Source organism: Cyclobacterium sp. SYSU L10401, from assembly GCF_010993705.1.
Lineage (GTDB): Bacteria > Bacteroidota > Bacteroidia > Cytophagales > Cyclobacteriaceae > Cyclobacterium.
Genome location: NZ_WOFO01000002.1, coordinates 627,982 through 647,973, shown reverse-complemented (window position 1 = coordinate 647,973; position 19,992 = coordinate 627,982). Strand labels below are relative to the sequence as shown.

Annotated in this window: 17 protein-coding genes; 5 read left to right on the top strand and 12 right to left on the bottom strand. The window is 41.9% G+C overall.

Annotated elements, in window-relative coordinates:
- Window positions 1–60: 60 nt before the first annotated feature.
- The 3 genes from GL182_RS07585 (at window position 61) to GL182_RS07575 (ending at window position 4,056) form a co-directional block, all read left to right on the top strand.
- The gene (locus GL182_RS07585) at window positions 61–978 is read left to right on the top strand and encodes a dihydrodipicolinate synthase family protein (protein WP_163379031.1); all 918 of its coding nucleotides are present in this window, start codon (window positions 61–63) and stop codon (window positions 976–978) included.
- A 92-nt stretch (window positions 979–1,070) separates the two neighbouring features.
- Window positions 1,071–2,459, top strand: coding sequence for an aminopeptidase P family protein (locus tag GL182_RS07580; protein WP_163379030.1), 1,389 nt, complete (start codon window positions 1,071–1,073; stop codon window positions 2,457–2,459).
- A 112-nt stretch (window positions 2,460–2,571) separates the two neighbouring features.
- On the top strand, window positions 2,572–4,056 hold the full coding sequence (locus GL182_RS07575) for an NAD(P)H-hydrate dehydratase (RefSeq protein ID WP_163379029.1): 1,485 nt from the start codon (window positions 2,572–2,574) through the stop codon (window positions 4,054–4,056).
- Between the two features lie 3 nt (window positions 4,057–4,059).
- Here the strand turns inward: GL182_RS07575 and GL182_RS07570 are convergent, their stop codons facing one another.
- The 7 genes from GL182_RS07570 to GL182_RS07540 form a co-directional block, all read right to left on the bottom strand.
- Window positions 4,060–5,235: a PQQ-dependent sugar dehydrogenase gene (locus GL182_RS07570; RefSeq protein WP_240469728.1), complete on the bottom strand. Its 1,176-nt coding sequence runs from the start codon at window positions 5,233–5,235 to the stop codon at window positions 4,060–4,062.
- A gap of 59 nt (window positions 5,236–5,294) precedes the next feature.
- Window positions 5,295–5,894 carry a ribonuclease HII gene (locus GL182_RS07565; protein WP_163379028.1) on the bottom strand — a complete coding sequence of 200 codons (600 nt, stop codon included), beginning with the start codon at window positions 5,892–5,894 and terminating at the stop codon, window positions 5,295–5,297.
- The gene (locus GL182_RS07560) at window positions 5,869–8,541 is read right to left on the bottom strand and encodes an MGH1-like glycoside hydrolase domain-containing protein (protein ID WP_163379027.1); all 2,673 of its coding nucleotides are present in this window, start codon (window positions 8,539–8,541) and stop codon (window positions 5,869–5,871) included. Before GL182_RS07560 ends, GL182_RS07565 begins: the two co-directional genes overlap by 26 nt.
- Window positions 8,542–8,739: 198 nt before the next feature.
- A complete protein-coding gene (locus GL182_RS07555; protein WP_163379026.1) occupies window positions 8,740–9,897 on the bottom strand; it encodes a glycosyltransferase family protein in 1,158 nt (385 codons plus the stop codon).
- 7 nt (window positions 9,898–9,904) lie between these two features.
- On the bottom strand, window positions 9,905–10,723 hold the full coding sequence (locus GL182_RS07550; RefSeq protein WP_163379025.1) for a UDP-2,3-diacylglucosamine diphosphatase: 819 nt from the start codon (window positions 10,721–10,723) through the stop codon (window positions 9,905–9,907).
- 144 nt (window positions 10,724–10,867) lie between these two features.
- The gene (locus GL182_RS07545) at window positions 10,868–12,211 is read right to left on the bottom strand and encodes a sensor histidine kinase (RefSeq protein ID WP_163379024.1); all 1,344 of its coding nucleotides are present in this window, start codon (window positions 12,209–12,211) and stop codon (window positions 10,868–10,870) included.
- Entirely contained in the window at window positions 12,201–13,580 is a 1,380-nt protein-coding gene (locus GL182_RS07540) for a sigma-54-dependent transcriptional regulator (protein ID WP_163379023.1), read from the bottom strand. The genes GL182_RS07545 and GL182_RS07540 overlap by 11 nt, the downstream gene beginning before the upstream one ends.
- A 201-nt stretch (window positions 13,581–13,781) precedes the next feature.
- On the opposite strand from GL182_RS07540, the gene GL182_RS07535 reads away from it, so the two are divergent.
- Window positions 13,782–14,210, top strand: coding sequence for a peptidylprolyl isomerase (locus tag GL182_RS07535; RefSeq protein WP_163379022.1), 429 nt, complete (start codon window positions 13,782–13,784; stop codon window positions 14,208–14,210).
- Between the two features lie 59 nt (window positions 14,211–14,269).
- On the opposite strand, the gene GL182_RS07530 is transcribed toward GL182_RS07535, so the two are convergent.
- The 5 genes from GL182_RS07530 to rsfS all read right to left on the bottom strand — a co-directional run bounded on the left by GL182_RS07530 (window position 14,270) and on the right by rsfS (window position 19,079).
- Complete coding sequence (locus GL182_RS07530) at window positions 14,270–14,707, bottom strand: hypothetical protein (RefSeq protein WP_163379021.1); 438 nt, start codon at window positions 14,705–14,707, stop codon at window positions 14,270–14,272.
- A 151-nt stretch (window positions 14,708–14,858) separates the two neighbouring features.
- Window positions 14,859–15,611 carry a hypothetical protein gene (locus GL182_RS07525; protein ID WP_163379020.1) on the bottom strand — a complete coding sequence of 251 codons (753 nt, stop codon included), beginning with the start codon at window positions 15,609–15,611 and terminating at the stop codon, window positions 14,859–14,861.
- A 61-nt stretch (window positions 15,612–15,672) separates the two neighbouring features.
- Entirely contained in the window at window positions 15,673–16,458 is a 786-nt protein-coding gene (locus tag GL182_RS07520; protein ID WP_163379019.1) for a UDP-2,3-diacylglucosamine diphosphatase, read from the bottom strand.
- Window positions 16,459–16,600: 142 nt separating this feature from the next.
- Window positions 16,601–18,655, bottom strand: a complete 2,055-nt coding sequence (ftsH, locus tag GL182_RS07515) for an ATP-dependent zinc metalloprotease FtsH (protein ID WP_163379018.1) — start codon at window positions 18,653–18,655, stop codon at window positions 16,601–16,603.
- A 70-nt stretch (window positions 18,656–18,725) separates the two neighbouring features.
- Window positions 18,726–19,079: a ribosome silencing factor gene (rsfS, locus tag GL182_RS07510; protein ID WP_163379017.1), complete on the bottom strand. Its 354-nt coding sequence runs from the start codon at window positions 19,077–19,079 to the stop codon at window positions 18,726–18,728.
- 99 nt (window positions 19,080–19,178) lie between these two features.
- On the opposite strand from rsfS, the gene GL182_RS07505 reads away from it, so the two are divergent.
- Window positions 19,179–19,934, top strand: a complete 756-nt coding sequence (locus GL182_RS07505) for a biotin--[acetyl-CoA-carboxylase] ligase (RefSeq protein WP_163379016.1) — start codon at window positions 19,179–19,181, stop codon at window positions 19,932–19,934.
- Window positions 19,935–19,992: the final 58 nt, after the last annotated feature.

Below are 19,992 nucleotides of genomic sequence, written 5' to 3'. Positions count from 1 at the left end.
GAAAGTAGCTTTAAAAAAATTGATATAAAAAAAAATTGTTTACCACTAAATTGAATAGCTATGATAAATTGGAAAGGAGTATTTCCAGCCATTACCACTAAATTTACTTCCGATGACCAGCTAGATTTAAAAACTTTTCATGCCAATATCAAGGTGCAAATGAAAGCTGGTGTTGACGGACTGGTTATAGGAGGGAGTCTTGGAGAAGCCAGTACCTTAACGGATGCGGAAAAAGAAACGCTGGTAAAAACCACCGTAGAAGTGGTAGAGAATAGGATCCCTGTGGTTTTAACCATTGCCGAACAATCTACGAAGAAGGCCATTGAAGTAGCGGAAGCCGCCAATAATAGTGGTATCCAGGGGCTGATGATTCTTCCACCCATGAGGTATAAGGCTGATGACAGGGAGACCGTTACTTTTTTCAAATCCATTGCCGGGGCGACCGACCTTCCCATCATGATCTATAATAACCCTATAGATTACAAGATATTGGTTACCCTGGATATGTTTGAGGAACTGGAAGCCTGTAGCAATATCAATGCAGTAAAAGAGTCTTCCAGAGATCTTACCGTAGTCACCAAAATGATCAACCGGTTTGGAGACCGGTTTAAGATTCTGGGCGGGGTAGATCCGCTAGCATTGGAAAGCCTGACATTGGGAGCTCATGGCTGGGTAGCCGGACTCGTTTGTGCTTTCCCTTATGAGACGGTAGCTATCTACCGCCTGGTCCAGGAGGGAAGGATAGCGGAAGCCTTGGATATTTATCGCTGGTTTTTTCCCCTATTGGAGTTGGATATCCATCCCAAACTCGTACAATACATCAAACTGGCAGAAGTAGCAACGGGCCTGGGTACCGAATATGTGCGGGCTCCCAGGTTGATGCTAACCGGAGAAGAACGTCAAAGTGTTTTAAAAGTTATCGAGGATGCTCTGGCCACAAGGCCTGCATTACCAAAATTGGAGAAAATTTCCCTTTGAAAGCAGGTTCATTTGGGTATTTTGCAGAAATTTTAAGTTACTAGCCCATCCCGGATCCATAAGGAGGGGATGTTTATCGGACCGATTATAAGATGGAATTATTTTCAAAAGAGACTTACCAGGAAAGAAGAAACAGGCTGAAAAGATCCCTTTCGGGCGGTGTCTTACTATTCTTAGGAAACGAAGAAAGCAGTAGTAATTTTAAAGACAATTGGTACCCATTCAGGCAGGACAGCTCTTTTCTGTACTTTTTCGGTTTAGATTTACCCGGATTAGTAGGGGTAATAGATTTGGATCTGGATATAGAAATTATTTTTGGGGACGAATTGACGACCGAAGAATTGATTTGGCATGGAGAGAAACCCAAGCTCAGCGATTTGGCAGAACAGGTGGGTATACGCCAAACCCGTCCAATGAAGGAAATTGGGAATTACCTGGAAAATGGAAAGCAACGTAAGATCCATTTTCTTCCTCCTTACCGACCAGAAAACACGCAAAAACTTATTCATTGGCTCGGTATCAGCGGCGCCAGAATTGCGAGCCATGTTTCTGAGGATTTGATTAAGGCAGTGGTAGCTTTAAGGTCTGTCAAGTCCGAAGAAGAGGTCAGGGAGATTAATAAAGCGGTAAATACCAGTGTGAACATGCACCGGAAAGTAATGGTAGAGGCCGATCCGGGAATGAAAGAATACGAGTTGCTCAGCATGGTTACGGGTGAAGCCATCGCAGCAGGTGGTAATCTATCCTTTATTCCTATCATTACCACCGATGGGCAAATATTGCACAACCACAACTATTCCAATACCTTGGTGGAAGGGAAGATGCTGTTGGGAGATTTTGGGGCCGAATCAGCCATGCATTATGCAGGAGACATTACCCGTACGATTCCAGTAGGGAATACCTTTTCGCCCCTCCAAAAAGAAGTGTATGAGGTGGTTTGGATGGCCCATCAGGCAGCCGTTCAGGCCTTGAAGCCGGGGGTTAGATTTTTGGATGTTCATTTGCTGGCTTGTAAAAAATTGGCCGAAGGTCTCAGGGATTTGGGCCTGATGAAAGGAAACCTGGAGGATGCCGTGGATCAGGGGGCCCATGCACTTTTTTTCCAATGCGGGCTGGGGCACATGATGGGTTTGGATGTACATGATATGGAGGATCTGGGAGAGGAATTTGTGGGCTATACCCCTTCCTTGATGAAAAGCAGGCAGTTTGGTTTAAAATCTCTCAGATTGGGAAAAGAACTCGAACAGGGTTATGTGATTACGGTAGAACCAGGCCTTTATTTTATCCCCCAGCTGATGGATCAGTGGGAAGCCAGGAATGTACACAAGGACTACATAAATTATGGAAAGCTGGCAAATTTTCGGAACTTTGGTGGTATCCGGATTGAAGATGGATTTCTGATCACCTCCAATGGTTCCAAATTATTGGGTGACCCGCTGGAATCTACTATCCAGGAGGTAGAAAGCCTCAGGAGCAGATAGGATTCCTAGGTTTAGGAATAGCAGGGTTAGGAAATCTAACCTGAAACCAATACTTCATTAAGGAAGATCAAACGACGCTGGTGTTTAAAAACATTCTTAAAATCCATCCAAAATGCAAAAAATTCTTTCAGGTAACCAGGTAAAATTATTGGATGAAGCATATGTTTCTGGTGAAGGAATCAGTTCCTATCAACTTATGGAAAGAGCTGCTCATGCCTTCTGTGATTGGTTTGTCTCCTATTTTTCGGTAGAAAACACCGTATCGGTATTTTGCGGGACCGGCAACAATGGGGGGGATGGTCTTGCCATAGCCAGGATTTTACACCTGAAAGGATATACTGTAATGGTAGGACTGATTGGTAATCCGGAATCCGGTTCCACAGACTTCAGGCAGAATTTCCAAGTTTTACCCGAGCTGGTAAGTAGGGTTTCATGGAATGGGTTGTCAGTAGGTGATGTCATCATTGATGCGGTATTTGGGGTAGGGATCAACCGCCCGCTGTCAGGAGAGTATCTGGATTTGGTTCAAAGTCTGAACAACAAAGAAGCCATCAAAATCAGTGTGGACATGCCTTCAGGCCTTCCTTCTGACGGTCCGGCAGATGGTGAGGTTTTTCAGGCTGATTACACGCTAAGTTTTCAATTTCCCAAAATCGCTTTATTGGTTCCCGAAAATGCCCTGTTTACAGGGGAATTGATTGTCAGAAGTATCGGCATAGATGAAAAATATTTTCAGGCATTTGAATCCCGGTATTTCTTTTTTTCGGGAGAAAAAGTTAGCACTTATCACAAGAAATTTCATTCCTTCAGCCACAAGGGGGATTTTGGAAGGGTAATGTTGGCAGGTGGAAGTTACGGGAAAATGGGTTCCATAGGTTTGGCAACCAAAGCCGCTTTGAGGACAGGAAGTGGATTGGTTTTTTGTCATATTCCTTCCTGTGGCATGGAAATCATACAGAGCAGTATACCCGAAGCCATGGTAATGGATAGTGGGGAAGAGAAGGAAGTAGCTCCAAAGCTTGATAGCTCAGGAATAGATGCCCTAGGGATCGGCCCAGGTATGGGTAAAGGAAAGCAGGCGGCCCAATTGGTTTACCAGGTGCTGAGTGAATTCCGGGGACCTACCGTTATGGATGCCGATGCCATCAATATTTTGGGAGAACATCCGGAATGGTTGAATTTTTTACATGCGAATGTGGTACTGACACCCCATATCAAAGAGTTTGAAAGGTTAACAGGAATTCAAGCTAAAAACCATTTTGAGAGAATGGAATTAGCCAGGGACTTTGCCCAAAAATATGGTTGCGTCCTGGTATTAAAAGGGGCCTTTACTTTAATTTCGTTTCCGGATGGTAAACAGATTTTTAACGCTTCAGGCTCTGTTTACATGGCAACCGGGGGTTCCGGAGATGTATTGACTGGAATACTCACGGCTTTATTGGGTCAGGGCTATGGCATGGAAAATGCAGTAATATGTGGAGTATTCCACCATGGTCACGCAGGAGAATTGGCCGGGGAGTCCAGGCGAAGAGGGACCATTGCCTCAGATATCATCAGCCAAATCCCCGAAAGTTTCCTCCATTACGGGGTTGAATGAGTTTCATTCAAAGGTCAGTTTCAATATTTTGTCATCATGGATTCTCACTGCTGCCCTTCCATCCGTGTTGCTGGTAGTAACGTATAAGTTGCCATCAGGACCAATGGTTACATCCCTCATCCTGCCATAAATTCCTTTGGAGGGGGCATAAGAAAACCACCGTTCCACTTTTTTGACCTCATAATCATTTTCCTTGTCAAAAACCAAACGTATAAGGGCTTGTCCACCCAGTGAAGCTACGAAAAGGTCCCCCTTGTAAAAGGTCATTCCGGCAGGAGGTACGGCCGCCTTATTCCAGATGGCTTTGGGATCCACATAGCTGCTCATTCCGGGAGCTCCGACCACCACCGGCCAGCCATGGTTGCCAGCTTTTTCTACCTTATTGATTTCATCGCGGTAGCGAACACTTCCTTCTACTTCAGCACCTGAGGGGCCATGTTCCGAATTGAAAAAAGCACCTGTTTCGGGGTCCCAGGCAAATCCCTGTACTACCCGGTGCCCATAGGAATAAACCGCTGAGTTTTCAAATGGATTGTCGGAGGGAATTTCTCCTTCATCGGTTATACGAAGGATTTTGGAAGCGAGGTGGTTGATGTCCTGTGCCAGGAAGGGCTGGGACATGTCGCCGGTACCTATATACAATAAGCCGTCCGGACCGAAGGCTATCCTGCCACCCAAATGAATGGCATAGGCAGGAATATTGTCCATGATCACCTTGTCCACTACGGCAGTGCTTCCCTGATGGGACAGGCGAACTACCTTACTCAGGAGTTTATCTTCCTGATTGCGGTAGGCATGCATGATATAAATCCATTTATTGTTATCAAAATCAGGGTGTATGGCCAAACCCATCAGTCCTGCATCCACTTCATGAACGGCACCAGGCACATCAAAATAGGATTCCTGCTCCTGCTCTCCGGAAGGGATCCTGACAATTTCACCTGTACGCTGGGCCACCAGCGCATCCCCATCCGGAAGAAATCGCAAGGACCAGGGAATGGTCAGGCTATCTACCCAAACCTCCACCTTGACCCCTGGAACCTCCGGTAGATAAACATCTTCTGTTTTTTGGGGTACCTCACCCAGTATCGGTTGGGCTTTTTGTACGTTTTCCTGAGCCATTAAGAAAATGGGCGAAAGCAAAAGCCAGATCAGGCAAAAGGTATTTTTAGGGTTCATATGCATCGTTTTTATTTACTTGTAAACTTTCCCCTCCGGCGAATCGTTCCCGGAATTATTCATAAGTCTATATTTAACTGCTTTGGCAAAAGGCGGAAGGATTTTCTGTGCAGGGGACTGGGGCCTAATTTTTGAATACCTTCGCGGTGTTTTTTGGTGGGGTACCCTACATTTTTCTCCCATCCATAGCCTGGGTATTCCCGTGCAAGGCGGATCATTAGCTGATCCCTATATGTTTTGGCCAGGATGGAAGCAGCGGCTATGCTGGCATATTTCCCATCCCCCTTAATGACACAATCAAATGGTATGTCATGTTTGGGTTTGTACCTGTTCCCATCGATCAGAAGATGTTCGGGCCTGACTTTTAAACCATCAATGGCCCGGTGCATGGCTAAAAATGAGGCATTTAGTATATTGATTTGATCGATTTCCTCTACTTCAGCAAACCCGATTGCCCAGGCCAAAGCCTGTTCTTTTATTTCTTCAGTAAGGAGGGTCCTTTTGCTTTTGTTTATTTTTTTTGAATCATTGATCCATTCATTGGCATAGTCTGGGGGAAGGATTACGGCCGCGGCCACCACTGGACCGCAAAGGCATCCCCGGCCTACTTCATCACAGCCGGCTTCCTTTCTTTCAGCTTTTAAATGAGGTAGCAGCATTTGGATAAAATTCCTTTTCCTTATAATATTTGTGGATCAGTTCGGCTACCAAACCTGTCCAGCCGGTTTGGTGGGAAGCTCCTAATCCCCGGCCATTCTCTCCGTGAAAGTACTCATAGAATAGAATTAAATCCTGGAAATGAGGATCTTTTTGCATTTTTTCATTATCGGCATAAATGGGCCGGTTTCCCTCCTTATCTTTTCGAAACATATTGATGAGGCGAAGCGAGAGTTCTTTAGCGATTAAATCAAGGGTGATAAATTTACCCGAACCGGTAGGATATTCTATGGAGAATGTTCCGCCGTAATAGAAATCAAATTTTTTCAATGATTCTATGATCAGGTAATTGATGGGAAACCAGATCGGTCCCCTCCAGTTGCTGTTGCCTCCAAACATGGTGGTTTCCGATTCTCCGGGCGCATAACTCACCGAAAATCGGCTGCCATTGATTTGCACGGAATAAGGGTTTTTCAGGTGGTCTTTCGAAAGGGAACGAATACCATAATCAGATAAGAATTCCTTTTCATCCAGCATTTTATTCAGGATGCTTTTCATCCTATGTCCCCGCAATAAAGAAAAAAGTCTTCGTTTTTCATGGCCAGGGTGGATCCAGTTAGAAACCAGAGCCGCAAGTTTTGGTTTTTCTTTAAAAAAGAAATTGAGTCGGTTTTTAAATTCCGGCAAGTCATCAAACAATTCTTCACGAATGGGTTCAACTGCAAACATCGGAATGATCCCTACAATGGATTTAACCTTCATCAGTTCAGGTTCCTTGCCGGAAAGGTGCAATACATCAAAGAAGAAATTGTCCTCATCGTCCCATAGACTAATATTTTCCTTGGAAATATTATTCATGGCTCCGGCGATGTAGAGGAAGTGCTCCAGAAACTTGGTGGCGGTGTGTTGGTATACTTTATTAAACTCACACAAGTCCAATGAGATGCGCAACATGTTCAGGCAGAACATGGCCATCCAGGAAGTGGCATCTGCTTGTTCCAGTTTTCCAAATAGCTTATCCACGTGGCTTCTGTCAAACACACTGATGTTGTCCAATCCTAAAAATCCGCCTTCAAAAATATTCTTTCCCTCTTCATCTTTTTGGTTGACCCACCAGGTGAAATTGAGCAGCAGTTTGTGGAAGGCCCTTTCCAAAAATTCCTGATCGCCTACATTTTTTCCGTTGAATTTTTTATCAATCTGGTATATTCGCTGAACCGCATAAGCATGTACAGGAGGGTTGACATCATTAAAATTCCATTCATAGGCTGGCATTTGTCCGTTGGGATGCATGTACCAATCGTTGAGCAATACCAGTAACTGGTCTTTGGCAAAGTCAGGATCGAGTCTGGCCAGCGGGATACAATGGAAAGCGAGGTCCCAGGCAGCATACCAGGGGTATTCCCATTTGTCTGGCATGGAAATGATGTCATAGTTTTGAAGGTGCCTCCAGTTACTATTTCTTCCTGTTTTTCTTTCCTGGGGTGGCTGGTACCTGCCCGGATCTCCCTCCAGCCATCGTTCTACATTGTAGTAATAAAACTGTTTGGACCATAACATGCCTGCAAAGGCCTGTCTTTGGATCAGGCGCATTTCATCGTCCTTTACCCGTTCCTGCAGGTCCCCGTAAAAGGCATTGGTATCATTTATTCTTTCGTTAAATATTTCATCGGCATTTTCTAGCGGTGCTTCTGTTTCCTCCCTTTGCATTCGAAAGATCACTGAAGCACTGGCGCCGGCCGGGATGTCGATTTTGTAAATGGCAGCGGCTTTTGTACCTATAAATTTTGGGTTGAGATGTTTGTTGTCACCCTTTATGACATAATCGTTGATGGCGTCCTTCAGGAATTTCTTTTGGTTGCCGATGTGGTAAAGCCTTTCTCTGTTGGTCTCGTTATCACAAAATTGTAATTCCGGCTCTCCCTGAAAAGTGAAACTGAAATTTCCCGATTTAGGTGAAAAAGCCTTGATTTTATTGGGACCCGTTTTCCTCAGGGAGGGCATAAAAGGCTCATCACCTGTAAACCATGTTTTTCTAAACCAAATGGTTGGCATTACCCAAATACTGGCTTCCCGGGAGCCTCGGTTATAAATAGTGGCTTTGCCGTAAATGTCTTCTACATCGGCTTTGGCATATTCCAAAAATATATCAAAATAAGCGTCATCATCGAAAACTCCGGTATCCAGCAGCTCAAATTCTTTTTCGTTTTTACCCCTTTTTTGATTTTCTTCCAAAATCTGCTGGTAGGGAAATGCCTCTTGGGGGTACTTGTAGAGCATTTTCATGTAACTGTGGGTAGGGGAGGAGTCAAGGTAATAATACAACTCCTTGACATCTTCACCATGGTTACCCTCATTTCCCGTTAGCCCAAATAATCTCTCCTTGATCAATGGATCTTTCCCATTCCAAAAGGCCCATGCCAGGCAAAGTTTTTGTTTATGATCACTGATACCACCTATGCCTTCTTCTCCCCAGCGATAGGCCTTGCTCCTGGCATCATCGTGTGTCACGTTTTCCCAGGCTGAGCCATCCGGGCTGTAATCTTCTCTAACAGTACCCCATTGTCTATCCGTGAGATATGGTCCCCATTTTTTCCAATGACGGATTTTCTCCCTGTTTTCCTTTAATCTTTCTAACTCTATATTCATGGGTGTGTATGACCAGCTTAATAAAGAGCGAATTTAAGGCATTTACCTTTCTAATTGTCAAATTATTCAAGATGTATTTGATAATTTTTATTGGTTTAGGTTGAAAAAATACCCTGGAATGCCTTAAAAAGCTTTAAATAGATGTAGCCAGGCAGACTAAAAATGATAAAAATTTCATAAAAATATCTAATACAGATATTACAGCTGTTTAATTTGGGATAGGTGTAGCGAATACCTCTCTTTCCTTTCCTTTTTATCTACTTCTATCAGGGACCCCATCAATTGACTGAAATGAAATTCCAGGCGATGCTCCCAATCTTTGAATTTTTCATGGGTACTCCTGTTGCCATTTCTATTTTTCAGATAATGCTCCATTAGCAAGGGATCGAATTTCTCTGCAGCGATTCCAGCACCAGTTTTTTCAGCATCCAGGGCATTGCATTTTTGTTCGTACTGGCCCATGACAGGTACCATCATTACTTTTTTGTTTAAGTACATGGCTTCAGCAATGGATTCAAACCCTGCCGTCGTCAAATAGGCTTTGCACTGGCTAAGTTTTTCAATGAACAGCAGGTCATTGACCTGGTGGAACAGCAGGTTTGGTAAGGGTTGGTATTGTAAAGGCATTTCTTTGTCATCCCAAAAGGCCTCTATATTAATTTCAGGATACTCTTTTGCCATCTGAAAAACTTCCTGGGCATAGCCGGCATTGACGATATATACCAGGTAAAAATCACCGGCAACGGGACATGCGGATTTTACACTTGCTTTGATCAAAGGAGGCCATACCAGTTGACCTGGACTGGTAAAGGCCTGATGGGGTTCCCAAAGCGAAAGGCCTATGGTCTTGAATGCACCAAAAGCGGTAATTTTTGTATTGATCCTGAAAAGTAATTTTTGGATTCCCCCGGGCCTGGCAAAAGTAAATTCCGGATGCTCAGCCAAATATTGGTGGCCGATCACGATGGTCTTGGCCCTGCTTGGGTAGCAAAGATTGAAAACTCCCCCGAGAATATCATAAAAATTGATGATGCAATCAGGCTGGTGTTCCTCAACCAGCCCATGAAGTTTTTTCAGGCTTTTGGTATAGGAAGGGATTTTTTTCAGATTTTTCATCAAAGTGGCACCAATCCTGATAGCTTTATTGGCTTTATCTGTAACGAAATTCGGACTTTCTATTTTGTGAACAGGACAAGGGAAGGCATTGATAAAATAGGCTGGAATTTCCCTTCTCTTACTGCTGCCAATAACCACGCCTACTAAATCATGGCCTTCTTTTCTGATCAATTCTTGCATGACCATGGCCTGGGTCATGTGACCTCTCCCTTCACCCTGAACAATAAAAAGAAACTTCATTTCAAAATCAATAGAACTTATTCAATTTGCTGGTTCCGGTATCAACTATAGGAACTATCTTTCCCCTGGCCTCCTCCTGTTTTCCAAAGTCTAATTGATTGAAGTAAATGAGTTGCCAGTTGCCATCGTGATCCTCCGCCAATGCACTCAAAGACTCTACCCAATCACCGGAGTTGTAATAATCGATGCCATCAATGTTTCTGATTTCGGCCTTGTGAATATGCCCACAAATGATCCCATCGCAGCCTTTGGAGCGGGCGACTTTGCACAGTTCCTTTTCAAAATCATCAATGTAGCTGACAGCAGATTTGACCCTTGATTTTACATATTGCGAAAGTGAAAAGTAGGCCAAACCTTTTTTTCTCCGATAGTAATTGACCCTGGCATTTAGCCATAGCAGGAAGGTGTATCCTATGTCTCCCAGATAGGCGATCCATCGCAAATGGGTGGTGATATTGTCAAAAACATCTCCATGAGTAATGAAATATTTCTTTCCCATACTTTCGTAAACCATGTCTTTCCGGATAGAAAGATTTCCAATTTCCAGGGGAAGGATCTGATCCAGGAAATCATCGTGGTTTCCCCTGAGGTATACCACCCGGGTGCGGTCACAGTCGATCATTTTCAGGACACGGTTAAAAACGCGGGTGTGTTTTCTTTTCCAGCTTCCTGATTTCTTGAGTTGCCAGCCATCAATGATATCTCCATTGAGTATCAGGTTTTCACATTGAAACTGCTTCAGAAACCGGACAACCTCCTTTGCTTTGGAACCTTTGGTTCCCAGGTGGATGTCAGATAGGACAATGGTTTTAAAGTTTGTTTCCAAAACGTATTTGTTTTGGAAGCAAGCTAAGAAGGGAAAATAAACTGGTGGTGAAGCCTGTTTTATTAAAATGCTAATAATGCGCTCCAACAGCCTGAAAGTGTGAACGAATTGTTATCTCCTGATTAAAAAGTAATTTCTGTGACATCATGCATTAAAAATCAATTTGAATACCGACCCTTTACCCAGAGTGGATTTCACCTGAATGTTCCCCTTGTGCCTACGCATGATCTGCTTGGAAAGGCTGAGTCCTATACCCGAACCTTTCTTTTTGGTGGTAAAAAAGGGGATAAAAATGTTATTTAATGCTTCCTCCTCTATGCCCTTTCCTGAATCTTCTATTTCTATTATTATTTTCCCATTGTCATCAATGAAAGCCCTCAGGAAAATGTTTTTTTCAGTTTCATCTTCTACTGCATGAATAGAATTTTGCGTAAGGTTAATCAATACCTGTTCAATTTGTGAGCAATCTGCAAATAGTAATAAATCTTCAGGAGTGATTTCCTTGTGTAGCACTACCTGTTGGGTTTCTAATTGATTTTGCAATAAAATGTCTATCTGGTCAAACAGGTCCCTGATTTTGATAGCCGTAAATTTGGGCATTGGGATATGGGCAAGACTTCTGAAGTCACTGACAAAGTTGATCAGTCCTTCACTCCGTTTTTCTATGGTAGAAATACCCATTTGGTAATCTTCCAGGTCATTTTTTTCTACGGCTTCATTTTCCTGTATTTTGTGTTTGATGTCAGTACTGATGGTGGCAGCCAATGATGAAATGGGAGCGATGGAATTCATGATTTCATGGGTCAACACCCGGATCAGGTTTTGCCAGGCTTCCATCTCTTTTTCTTCGAGTTCACTCTGAATATTTTGAAGGGAGACCAACTTGAATTTAACATCCCTGAGGACCAGTTCTATGGCATAAACCGAGAGTTGCATGATGCCGTCAGGATGAGCTATTTTAATCAATTCACTTCCTCCGGTCCGAAGGTTTTCTATGGCATGATGAAGCTCTTTGTTGATTTGGGCAATTTCTCCAATATGATTTAGTTTATCTATGTTTAACATGCGTTTGGCAGCTGTGTTGAGTATTTGCACACTCCCATCTGCCTCAAAAGTGATTAATCCAATGCTAAGGTGCTGGAATACCGTTCGGAAATAATGGAAATTAGCTTCTTTTTCCAGCTGATCTTCCTTTAATTTGGCCAGAATGGCATTGAATTCTATGTGCAGGTCATCGGTCTCCGTACCGTCAAATTTCACCGGATAGACCGTAGAATAATTGCTTTGTTTGATATTGTCGAGAAACTGCCTGACTTTTTTAAAGCTGCTTTCTGCATACCTAATCAGTAGGATTAATTGCACAAAGGTAATGATGATGAAAAGGGATATGGCAAATACCCCTGAATCATTGGCAATGATGTAAGCAAGTAAAAAAAGGGTAATGGCCAAAACGAATACCCTTCCCAATAATCCAATTTTATAATCCATATTTCTCCAATCTCCTGTACAGGGAGGCCCTTGTCAATCCCAGTTCTTTAGCTGCCTTGGATATATTTCCTCCATTTTTGTCTATGGCCTTTTGGATCAGGTTTTTTTCCACTTCATCGAGGTTGTAGGTATTGCTGCTCACTTTCTCATTGGTAGGTTTGGCCGAAAGGAAGAAAAAATCTCTGCTGTCCAACTCGTCCCCTTCAGCCATGATAATGGCCCTTTCTATGGCATGTTGAAGCTCTCTGATATTACCTGGCCAACTGTACCTTTGCAACAGTTGTAAAGCATTTTGCTTGAGTCCTTTAAACTTTTTGCGGTACTTCCCGGAATAAATCTTCAAAAAATGTTCTGCTAAAACAGGGATATCATCCTGTCTTTCCCTAAGTGGAGGAAGAAATATTTCTACGGTATTGATGCGGTAGAGCAAATCCTGCCGGAAGCCATTTTCCATGATCATGTCATGTACCGGCATATTGGTAGCGCAGATCAGGCGGATGTCTACGGGGATAGCCTTGTTGGTTCCTATCCGGGTTACTTCCCGTTTTTGCAATACGGTAAGTAACTTGGATTGGAGGGGCATGCTGAGGTTACCGATTTCGTCCAAAAACAGGGTACCCTTGTCGGCCACTTCAAACCTACCAGCGCGATCTTCCTTGGCATCCGTATAAGCACCCCTTTTATGGCCAAAAAGTTCGCTCTCAAATAAACTTTCTGTGATGGCACCCATGTCTACGCCAACAAAAATTTCATCTTTTCTTTCTGAGCGGTCATGTATAGCCCGGGCTATCAATTCCTTACCGGTGCCATTTTCCCCGAGTATCAGGATGTTTGCGTCTGTTTTCGCTACTTTTTCAATAATGGAGAACACATTTTTCATAGATGCGCTCTGTCCAATGATATCGGCAAATGGTTTTTTTAAATCAGCCTGTAACTGCTTTTGTCTGGTGGAGAGCTTGTCGACCTGATCATAGCTTTCCCGGAGCTTGATGGCAGCAGAAAGTGTGGCGAGCAATTTTTCATTTTGCCAGGGCTTGAGAATAAAATCAGTGGCCCCCTCTTTCAAGGCCTGAACAGCCATTTCCACATCTCCAAAGGCAGTGATTAAAATCACCACTGATTTGGGATCTATTTCCTTGATTTGTTTGAGCCAATGGAAGCCCTCCTTGCCGGAAGTGGTGTCTTCCGTAAAGTTCATGTCCAGAAGAATCACATCAAAGCTATGATTATTGACCAGAAAGGGGATTCTCCTTGGGTCTTTTTCTATGGTCACCTCTTTTGCATGTTTCTTCAGCAACATTTTTGCTGCGAATAAGAGGTCTTCATTGTCGTCTACAATCAATATCCTTCCCAAATTTTTCTCTTCCATTGTTTTTGTAATTTCAGTGCTGAAATGATGCCATGTTTTTTTTAGGCCAATTTAGCAAGAAAAAACGAATTCCGCCTTAAAAAATGTCCGAATATGGACATAATCAGATCGATTTTGTACATCCGTGAAATCACTGGGTCCTGATTTTTAATAGCCTGATAAAATTGTTACCTTTACTTTTTAATCAAAACATAAATTAATATGTCTGTAGCAACTAAAGGAAATACCGTAAAGGTACACTACACAGGAAAACTAAAAGACGGAACTATATTTGATTCTTCTCAGGACAGAGAGCCTTTACAGTTTCAATTGGGTGATGGAAAAATGATAAAGGGTTTTGACGTAGCCGTTCAGGGAATGGAGGTAGGAGCTGACAAGAGTGTTACCATACCTGCTGATGAGGCCTATGGTCAGAAAAGAGAAGATATGGTGCTGGATGTTCCTTTGGAGCAGGTGCCGGCCGAAATCAAACCAGAGGTAGGAATGGATCTTTCCATACAAAATCAACAGGGCCAGCCTACACCAGTTAAGGTTGTTCATGTAGATGATGCAAAAATCACACTAGATGCCAACCATCCACTGGCAGGTGAGGATCTTATTTTTGATATCAAATTGGTAGAGGTTATATAATACCCTTTATTGGTATCGAAACAAATGGGCTGTTTATCTTTAAGATAGACAGCCTTTTTTTATTCGTCAGTCGTAGATACATTTCGTTCCAGGGTTCCCTGGGGGTTAGCATATACACTTTTGGTTTTATTGTATTTGGCATTACCTACCTCTACTACAAATAACTTGCTGTTCAGATGGGTGAAATCATAGTTTTTTTGCATGCCGTCTTCAGGCTTTAGCTTTTCATGAAGGATCAGGTTTCCCAAAATATCATAAATCTTTACATTGGTTAAGGTTTGGTTGGGCTTTTCCAAAACCAATTTAAACTTTTTATTGCCCAGGGAATGCAAATCAAAATTGACATCGGGAGAACTCAGGTCCTTGGGAAAGGAGATTTCTGTCTCTACAGGCCTCAATACATTTTGTGCCAATACCGAAAACATTCCGGTAAAAAGAAGCAGGGCCAAAAGTGTGATTGGAAAAGTAAGTTTCAAAGTAATTTTTTCTTCATCCATTAACAGGCAAAATGCAAAAACTGAACCAGATAATTTTAATAATTCACCTTTAATTAATATTAATTAACAAAATTATAATTTATAAATTAAATTTTTAACTTAATTGATATAATATTTAAACTGTTTTATGTAAGTGGTAGAATCAGCAGGTTTAAAAATTTTCAGGTCTGGCAAAAGCAATTAATCCTTTCGGGTGCGTTAAAACCAGGGTTTTATTGGTTACAGCCAATCCGGTAAATTCATAGGTGTCGGGAATTGCGGCCGCTGCTAATTCGCCTGTAATAAAATTATTTTTCAGCACCTTGTTATTTTCAAGATAAAAAATGCTTTCACTTTCAATAAAAATCGGAATTTTACTGGCAATCGGAATGGCCTTGATAAAATTTGCCTGGTTATCTAAAATATAGACAGCTTCATTGGATACTTGTACAAACAACAGGTTTTTTCTTTCAATCAGCTGCAGGATTTGCAAGCTGCTCTCTGGGAACAAAATATTCAAAGGCTGTTCCTGAACCAGGTTCCTATTGTTATAATTGATTTTTTTAAGGCTTAAATCTGTTTCATCATACAGCCAAATGCTATGGTTATTGCCCGGGGTAGCTTGACTAAAAAAACCAGTCAAGCCAAGATCGGCCATGGATTTACTGCTCAAAGGACTAAGAAACCGATCCAGAATTTCAAACCTTTGCTGGCTTTCATAAAAAAGAAATACAGAAACTGTCCAATGTGCATCCAGCCTGGAAATACCTGCACTGAAATTTGGTGCATAAAAATTAATGGAATCACCGGAATCATTGTATTGTCTTAAATGGCCGTTTGGTGTGGTAAAGAAAATATTTCCTCTGCTATCGGTATCAATTCTTTCTATTCCATGTTCCTCCAATTGCCAGATGGCTTTAATCAAAGGGTTTTTCTGGGTAAATGCCTGTTGGCAAATTAAACTTAAAAAAATTAAAAGAACCGTTCTATTTAGATTTGAGGGCATATCCATTATACTGTCTGAGATGAAAAGCTTCTCCGTCAAATTCCCCAAAATAACATTGATTGACCCATTCACCCAGGTTAAAATAGGTAGCATCTCCGTTTAAAGGAAGGTTGAGTGGCAGGTGGCGATGGCCAAAAATGTAATAATCGAAGTGCATTTTATTTTCCATTTCCAGGCAGTACTGGTAGAGCCATTCTTTTTCTTTCCCTTTAAATTCATCTTCCTGCTTCAAATCGTTGGTTATCCGGCTGTTTTTCGACCAGGACTGTGCTATAGAGATGCCAATATCAGGATGAATCCATTTGAACAGCCATTGACAGTACTTGCTGGTAAAGAACTTTTTTAACAACTTATATTTTCGATCTCCGGGCCCTAAACCATCCCCATGGCCAACAAGGAATTTCTTACCATTGATTTCCATGCTCAGGGGATTGTGGTATACGGGTATATCCAATTCTCCGGTAAAGTAATCTTTCATCCACAAATCATGGTTACCGGTGAAAAAAAACAATGGCGTGCCCTTAGCCCTCAACAGGGTAATTTTGGATAGAAAACGTAAAAAACCCTTTGGAATCACTTTGTCATATTCAAACCAAAAGTCAAAAATGTCTCCCACAAAAAAAATAGCAGCGGCATCCTCCTCTATTTCCCCTAGCCATTTTACGATTTTTTCCTCCCTTTGCCTGCTGCTCTCCGGATCAGGGGTTCCTAAATGAAAATCCGAAACAAAATAAACTTTTTGTCCCTTTGCAAGTCTTATCTTCATGTTGTTTGGATGTGCGGGTTAATCTCCATGAATACTACAGGGTGGCTAATGCTTTTCCGGAAAGTGCAAGCATGGCACAAACGATAAAAAGGAGGGCAAGCCCTCCTTTAAATATATCGATTAATGAGAAAGTGCCATAAAATCAGTCTTTATTTTCAATCACATTTTCCTTTGCCTCTTCTGAATTTTTTGTTTCTTCCTTTTTTACGGTCGAATTTCCCTCAGCATTCGGATTCTTTTCATCTACCACCCGGGTAAATTTTTCATAGGTAGTCTCCTTATCAAATGGCCTTTTGCCAATGAGATTTTCAAGATCAGATTGAAACAAAATTTCTTTCTCCAACAATTCATTGGCGATTTTCTCCAATTCAGTTCTCCGTTCCTTTAACAAGGCAATGGTTTTAGCATAAGCAAATTCAATTAATTTACGAACTTCCTCATCAATGGTTTGGGCGGTGTTTTCGGAATAAGGTTTATCTAATTTATATTCACTTCCCTTGCTGTCATAAAAAGACACATTTCCGATTTTTTCATTCATACCGTAAATGGAAACCATGGAATAGGCCATTTTGGTAATCCGCTCCAGGTCACTCAGGGCACCAGTAGATATTTTCCCAAAAATGATTTCCTCTGCGGCTCTACCACCGAGGGCCATGCACATTTCATCGATAAGCTGCTCTGTTTGGTAAAGAAATTGTTCCTTCGGCAGGTATTGGGCATAACCCAGGGCCGCAATCCCTCTGGGAACGATACTCACTTTTACCAAAGGGTCCGCATGTTCTAAAAACCATCCGGCCACGGCATGTCCAGCTTCATGGTAGGCAACGATTTGCTTTTCCTCGGGAGAAATGATTTTATTTTTCTTCTCTAGTCCTCCAATCACCCGGTCTACAGCGTCCTGGAAGTCTTGCATGTCCACTGCTTCTTTATTTCTCCTGGCAGCGATTAGCGCTGCTTCATTACAAACATTAGCGATTTCAGCACCTGCAAAGCCAGGCGTCTGGGCCGCAAGTTTTTTCGGTTCTACATCATCAGAAGTCTTAATCGGTTCCAGGTGTACTTTGAATATGGCTTCTCTGCCCACAATATCTGGCTTATCTATGCTGATCTGACGGTCGAATCTTCCTGCCCTGAGTAAAGCACTATCCAAAACATCCGGGCGGTTTGTCGCCGCAAGGACGATGACACCAGAATCGGTACCAAATCCATCCATTTCAACCAGCAGCGAGTTGAGTGTATTTTCCCGCTCATCGTTGGATCCTGGCATTTGGCCTTTTCCTCTTGATCGTCCAATGGCATCTATTTCATCAATAAAAATGATACAAGGGGCTTTTTCTTTCGCTTGTTTGAAAAGGTCCCTGACCCTTGCAGCACCTACTCCGACAAACATTTCCACAAAGTCAGATCCGGAGAGTGTGAAAAAAGGCACACCGGCTTCTCCTGCAACTGCTTTGGCCAATAAGGTTTTTCCAGTACCTGGAGGGCCTATTAACAAGGCTCCTTTTGGAATTTTACCTCCTAATTTGGTGAATTTAGATGGCGTTTTCAGAAACTCTACAATTTCTTCCACTTCTTCCTTTGCTTCGTCCAGGCCTGCCACATTGTCAAAAGTAATTTTAACTTTGTTTTCAGCATCAAATAGCTGGGCCTTGGATTTGCCAACATTGAAAATTTGTCCTCCCGGCCCACTTGGGCCAGACATTCTCCTCATCATCATCCAGAATAGAAAGAAAATCAATATCAGAAAGCCGAAACTCGATATCCAATTTCCCCAGCTTTCTTCTTCCTTGGCAGAATAGCCAATCCTTTCCCCTTCCGGTAATTGTTCTTCAAGACGTGTATAATTTTCTATGAAATTATCTACTGATGCGATATTGATTTTATAATGCGGGCCTGTAGGATTGTAAAAGCGGTTTTGGGCTTCCAATTCATCCCTGTACCTTTGGTTTTCCAAAGCCTCCTCCCTCAGTGTGACTTCAACATAGTTTTGGTTGTAAATCACGGTAACCTTTTTCACATCGCTGCTCAAAACCATGTCTTCAAATCGCTTCATGGTAATCTCTACCGTAGCCGAATTTTGATTAAACCAGGTTACCCCTATCAAAACAATGACTGCAGTAATGATTAACCAAAGCTGAAGATTTGGCTTTTGGGGTGGTTTTGGAACAAATTTTTTTGATTTATTTTTATCACTCATCTTGATTTTTTTATCTCTGTAAACTTTTTGTAGAACGAAATTAAAAAATGAAAGTTTAAATCCATCGGATTTACTGATTGTTTATTTTGGTTACTTTAGCATCACCCCAGAGATCTTCTAACTGGTAAAACTCCCTTTTTTCCTTTAAGAAAATGTGAACCACTACATTAACATAATCCATTAACACCCACTGCCGGTTGTTTTTTCCTTCACTTTTCCAGGGTTTTTCCTTATTGGATTTGTAAACTTCTTCTTCCACAGCATTGGATATGCCTTCTATTTGTGTATCTGACGTACCTGAACAAATCACAAAAAAATCAGTCATCGTACTGTTGATATCTCTTAAATCCATTACCACAATGTCGGAAGCTTTTTTATCTTCCATTCCTTTCACTATAACATTGCTCAGCTCCTCTGCCGTCATATAATTTTTTCTGGTGATTTTAATTTAAATGCCAATTTATCCGTAAATTCACTTTGGTTTTTAAATATCCTGATTATAGGATAAAATAACTAATATTAAATGCATAAAATCCTTGCCAATACCACTTTTTTGGGAAAAGATTTGGTAAACCTGACAGAGTGTCATTCCACCAACGATGTCGCCATTTCCATGATCAAGTCTGGAAAGTTCAGGGAAGGAATGGTAGTAGTGTCAGATGTTCAAACCCGGGGCAAAGGACAAAGGAGTAATACATGGATTGCGGCAGCAGGAATGAACCTCACTTTTTCCATCGTCTTTCAACCTTATTTTCTTCCCGTAAGTCAGCAATTCATTTTTAATATGGCCATTGCCAATGGTGTTCTGTCTGCTTTGCAAAACCTGGCTTCAAGCATCCAAATCAAATGGCCCAATGATTTCCTCGATTTGAATGGGAACAAATTGGGTGGCATGTTGATAGAAAACACCATATCCGGACATTTGTTCGATACTTCAGTAGTAGGAATAGGCATAAATGTCAACCAGCTGGAGTTTCCCATCAGAAATGCCAGGTCTCTGGCAAACCTTACCGGAAAAACCTTCAACCTGGAAAGGCTTTTGGGTGAATTGTTGTTTTTCATTGAAGAGGAATACCTTAAGCTTAAAAATGGGGCGCAAGACACTATAAAAGAAACCTATCTGGATAATTTATACCGCTTTGCTGAATGGGCAACTTATGATGATGGAGAAATATTTACCGGAAAAATTCTGGGAATAGGCCCGTCTGGTCATCTCCAAATGATGAAACAAAATGGGAAAATTCAAAGTTATGACCTGAAGCAGATCAAATTCATTTAATGGGCCAGATTTTCTATTCTGTCAACGAATCCTTAAATTTGTTCAAAATTTTAATTAT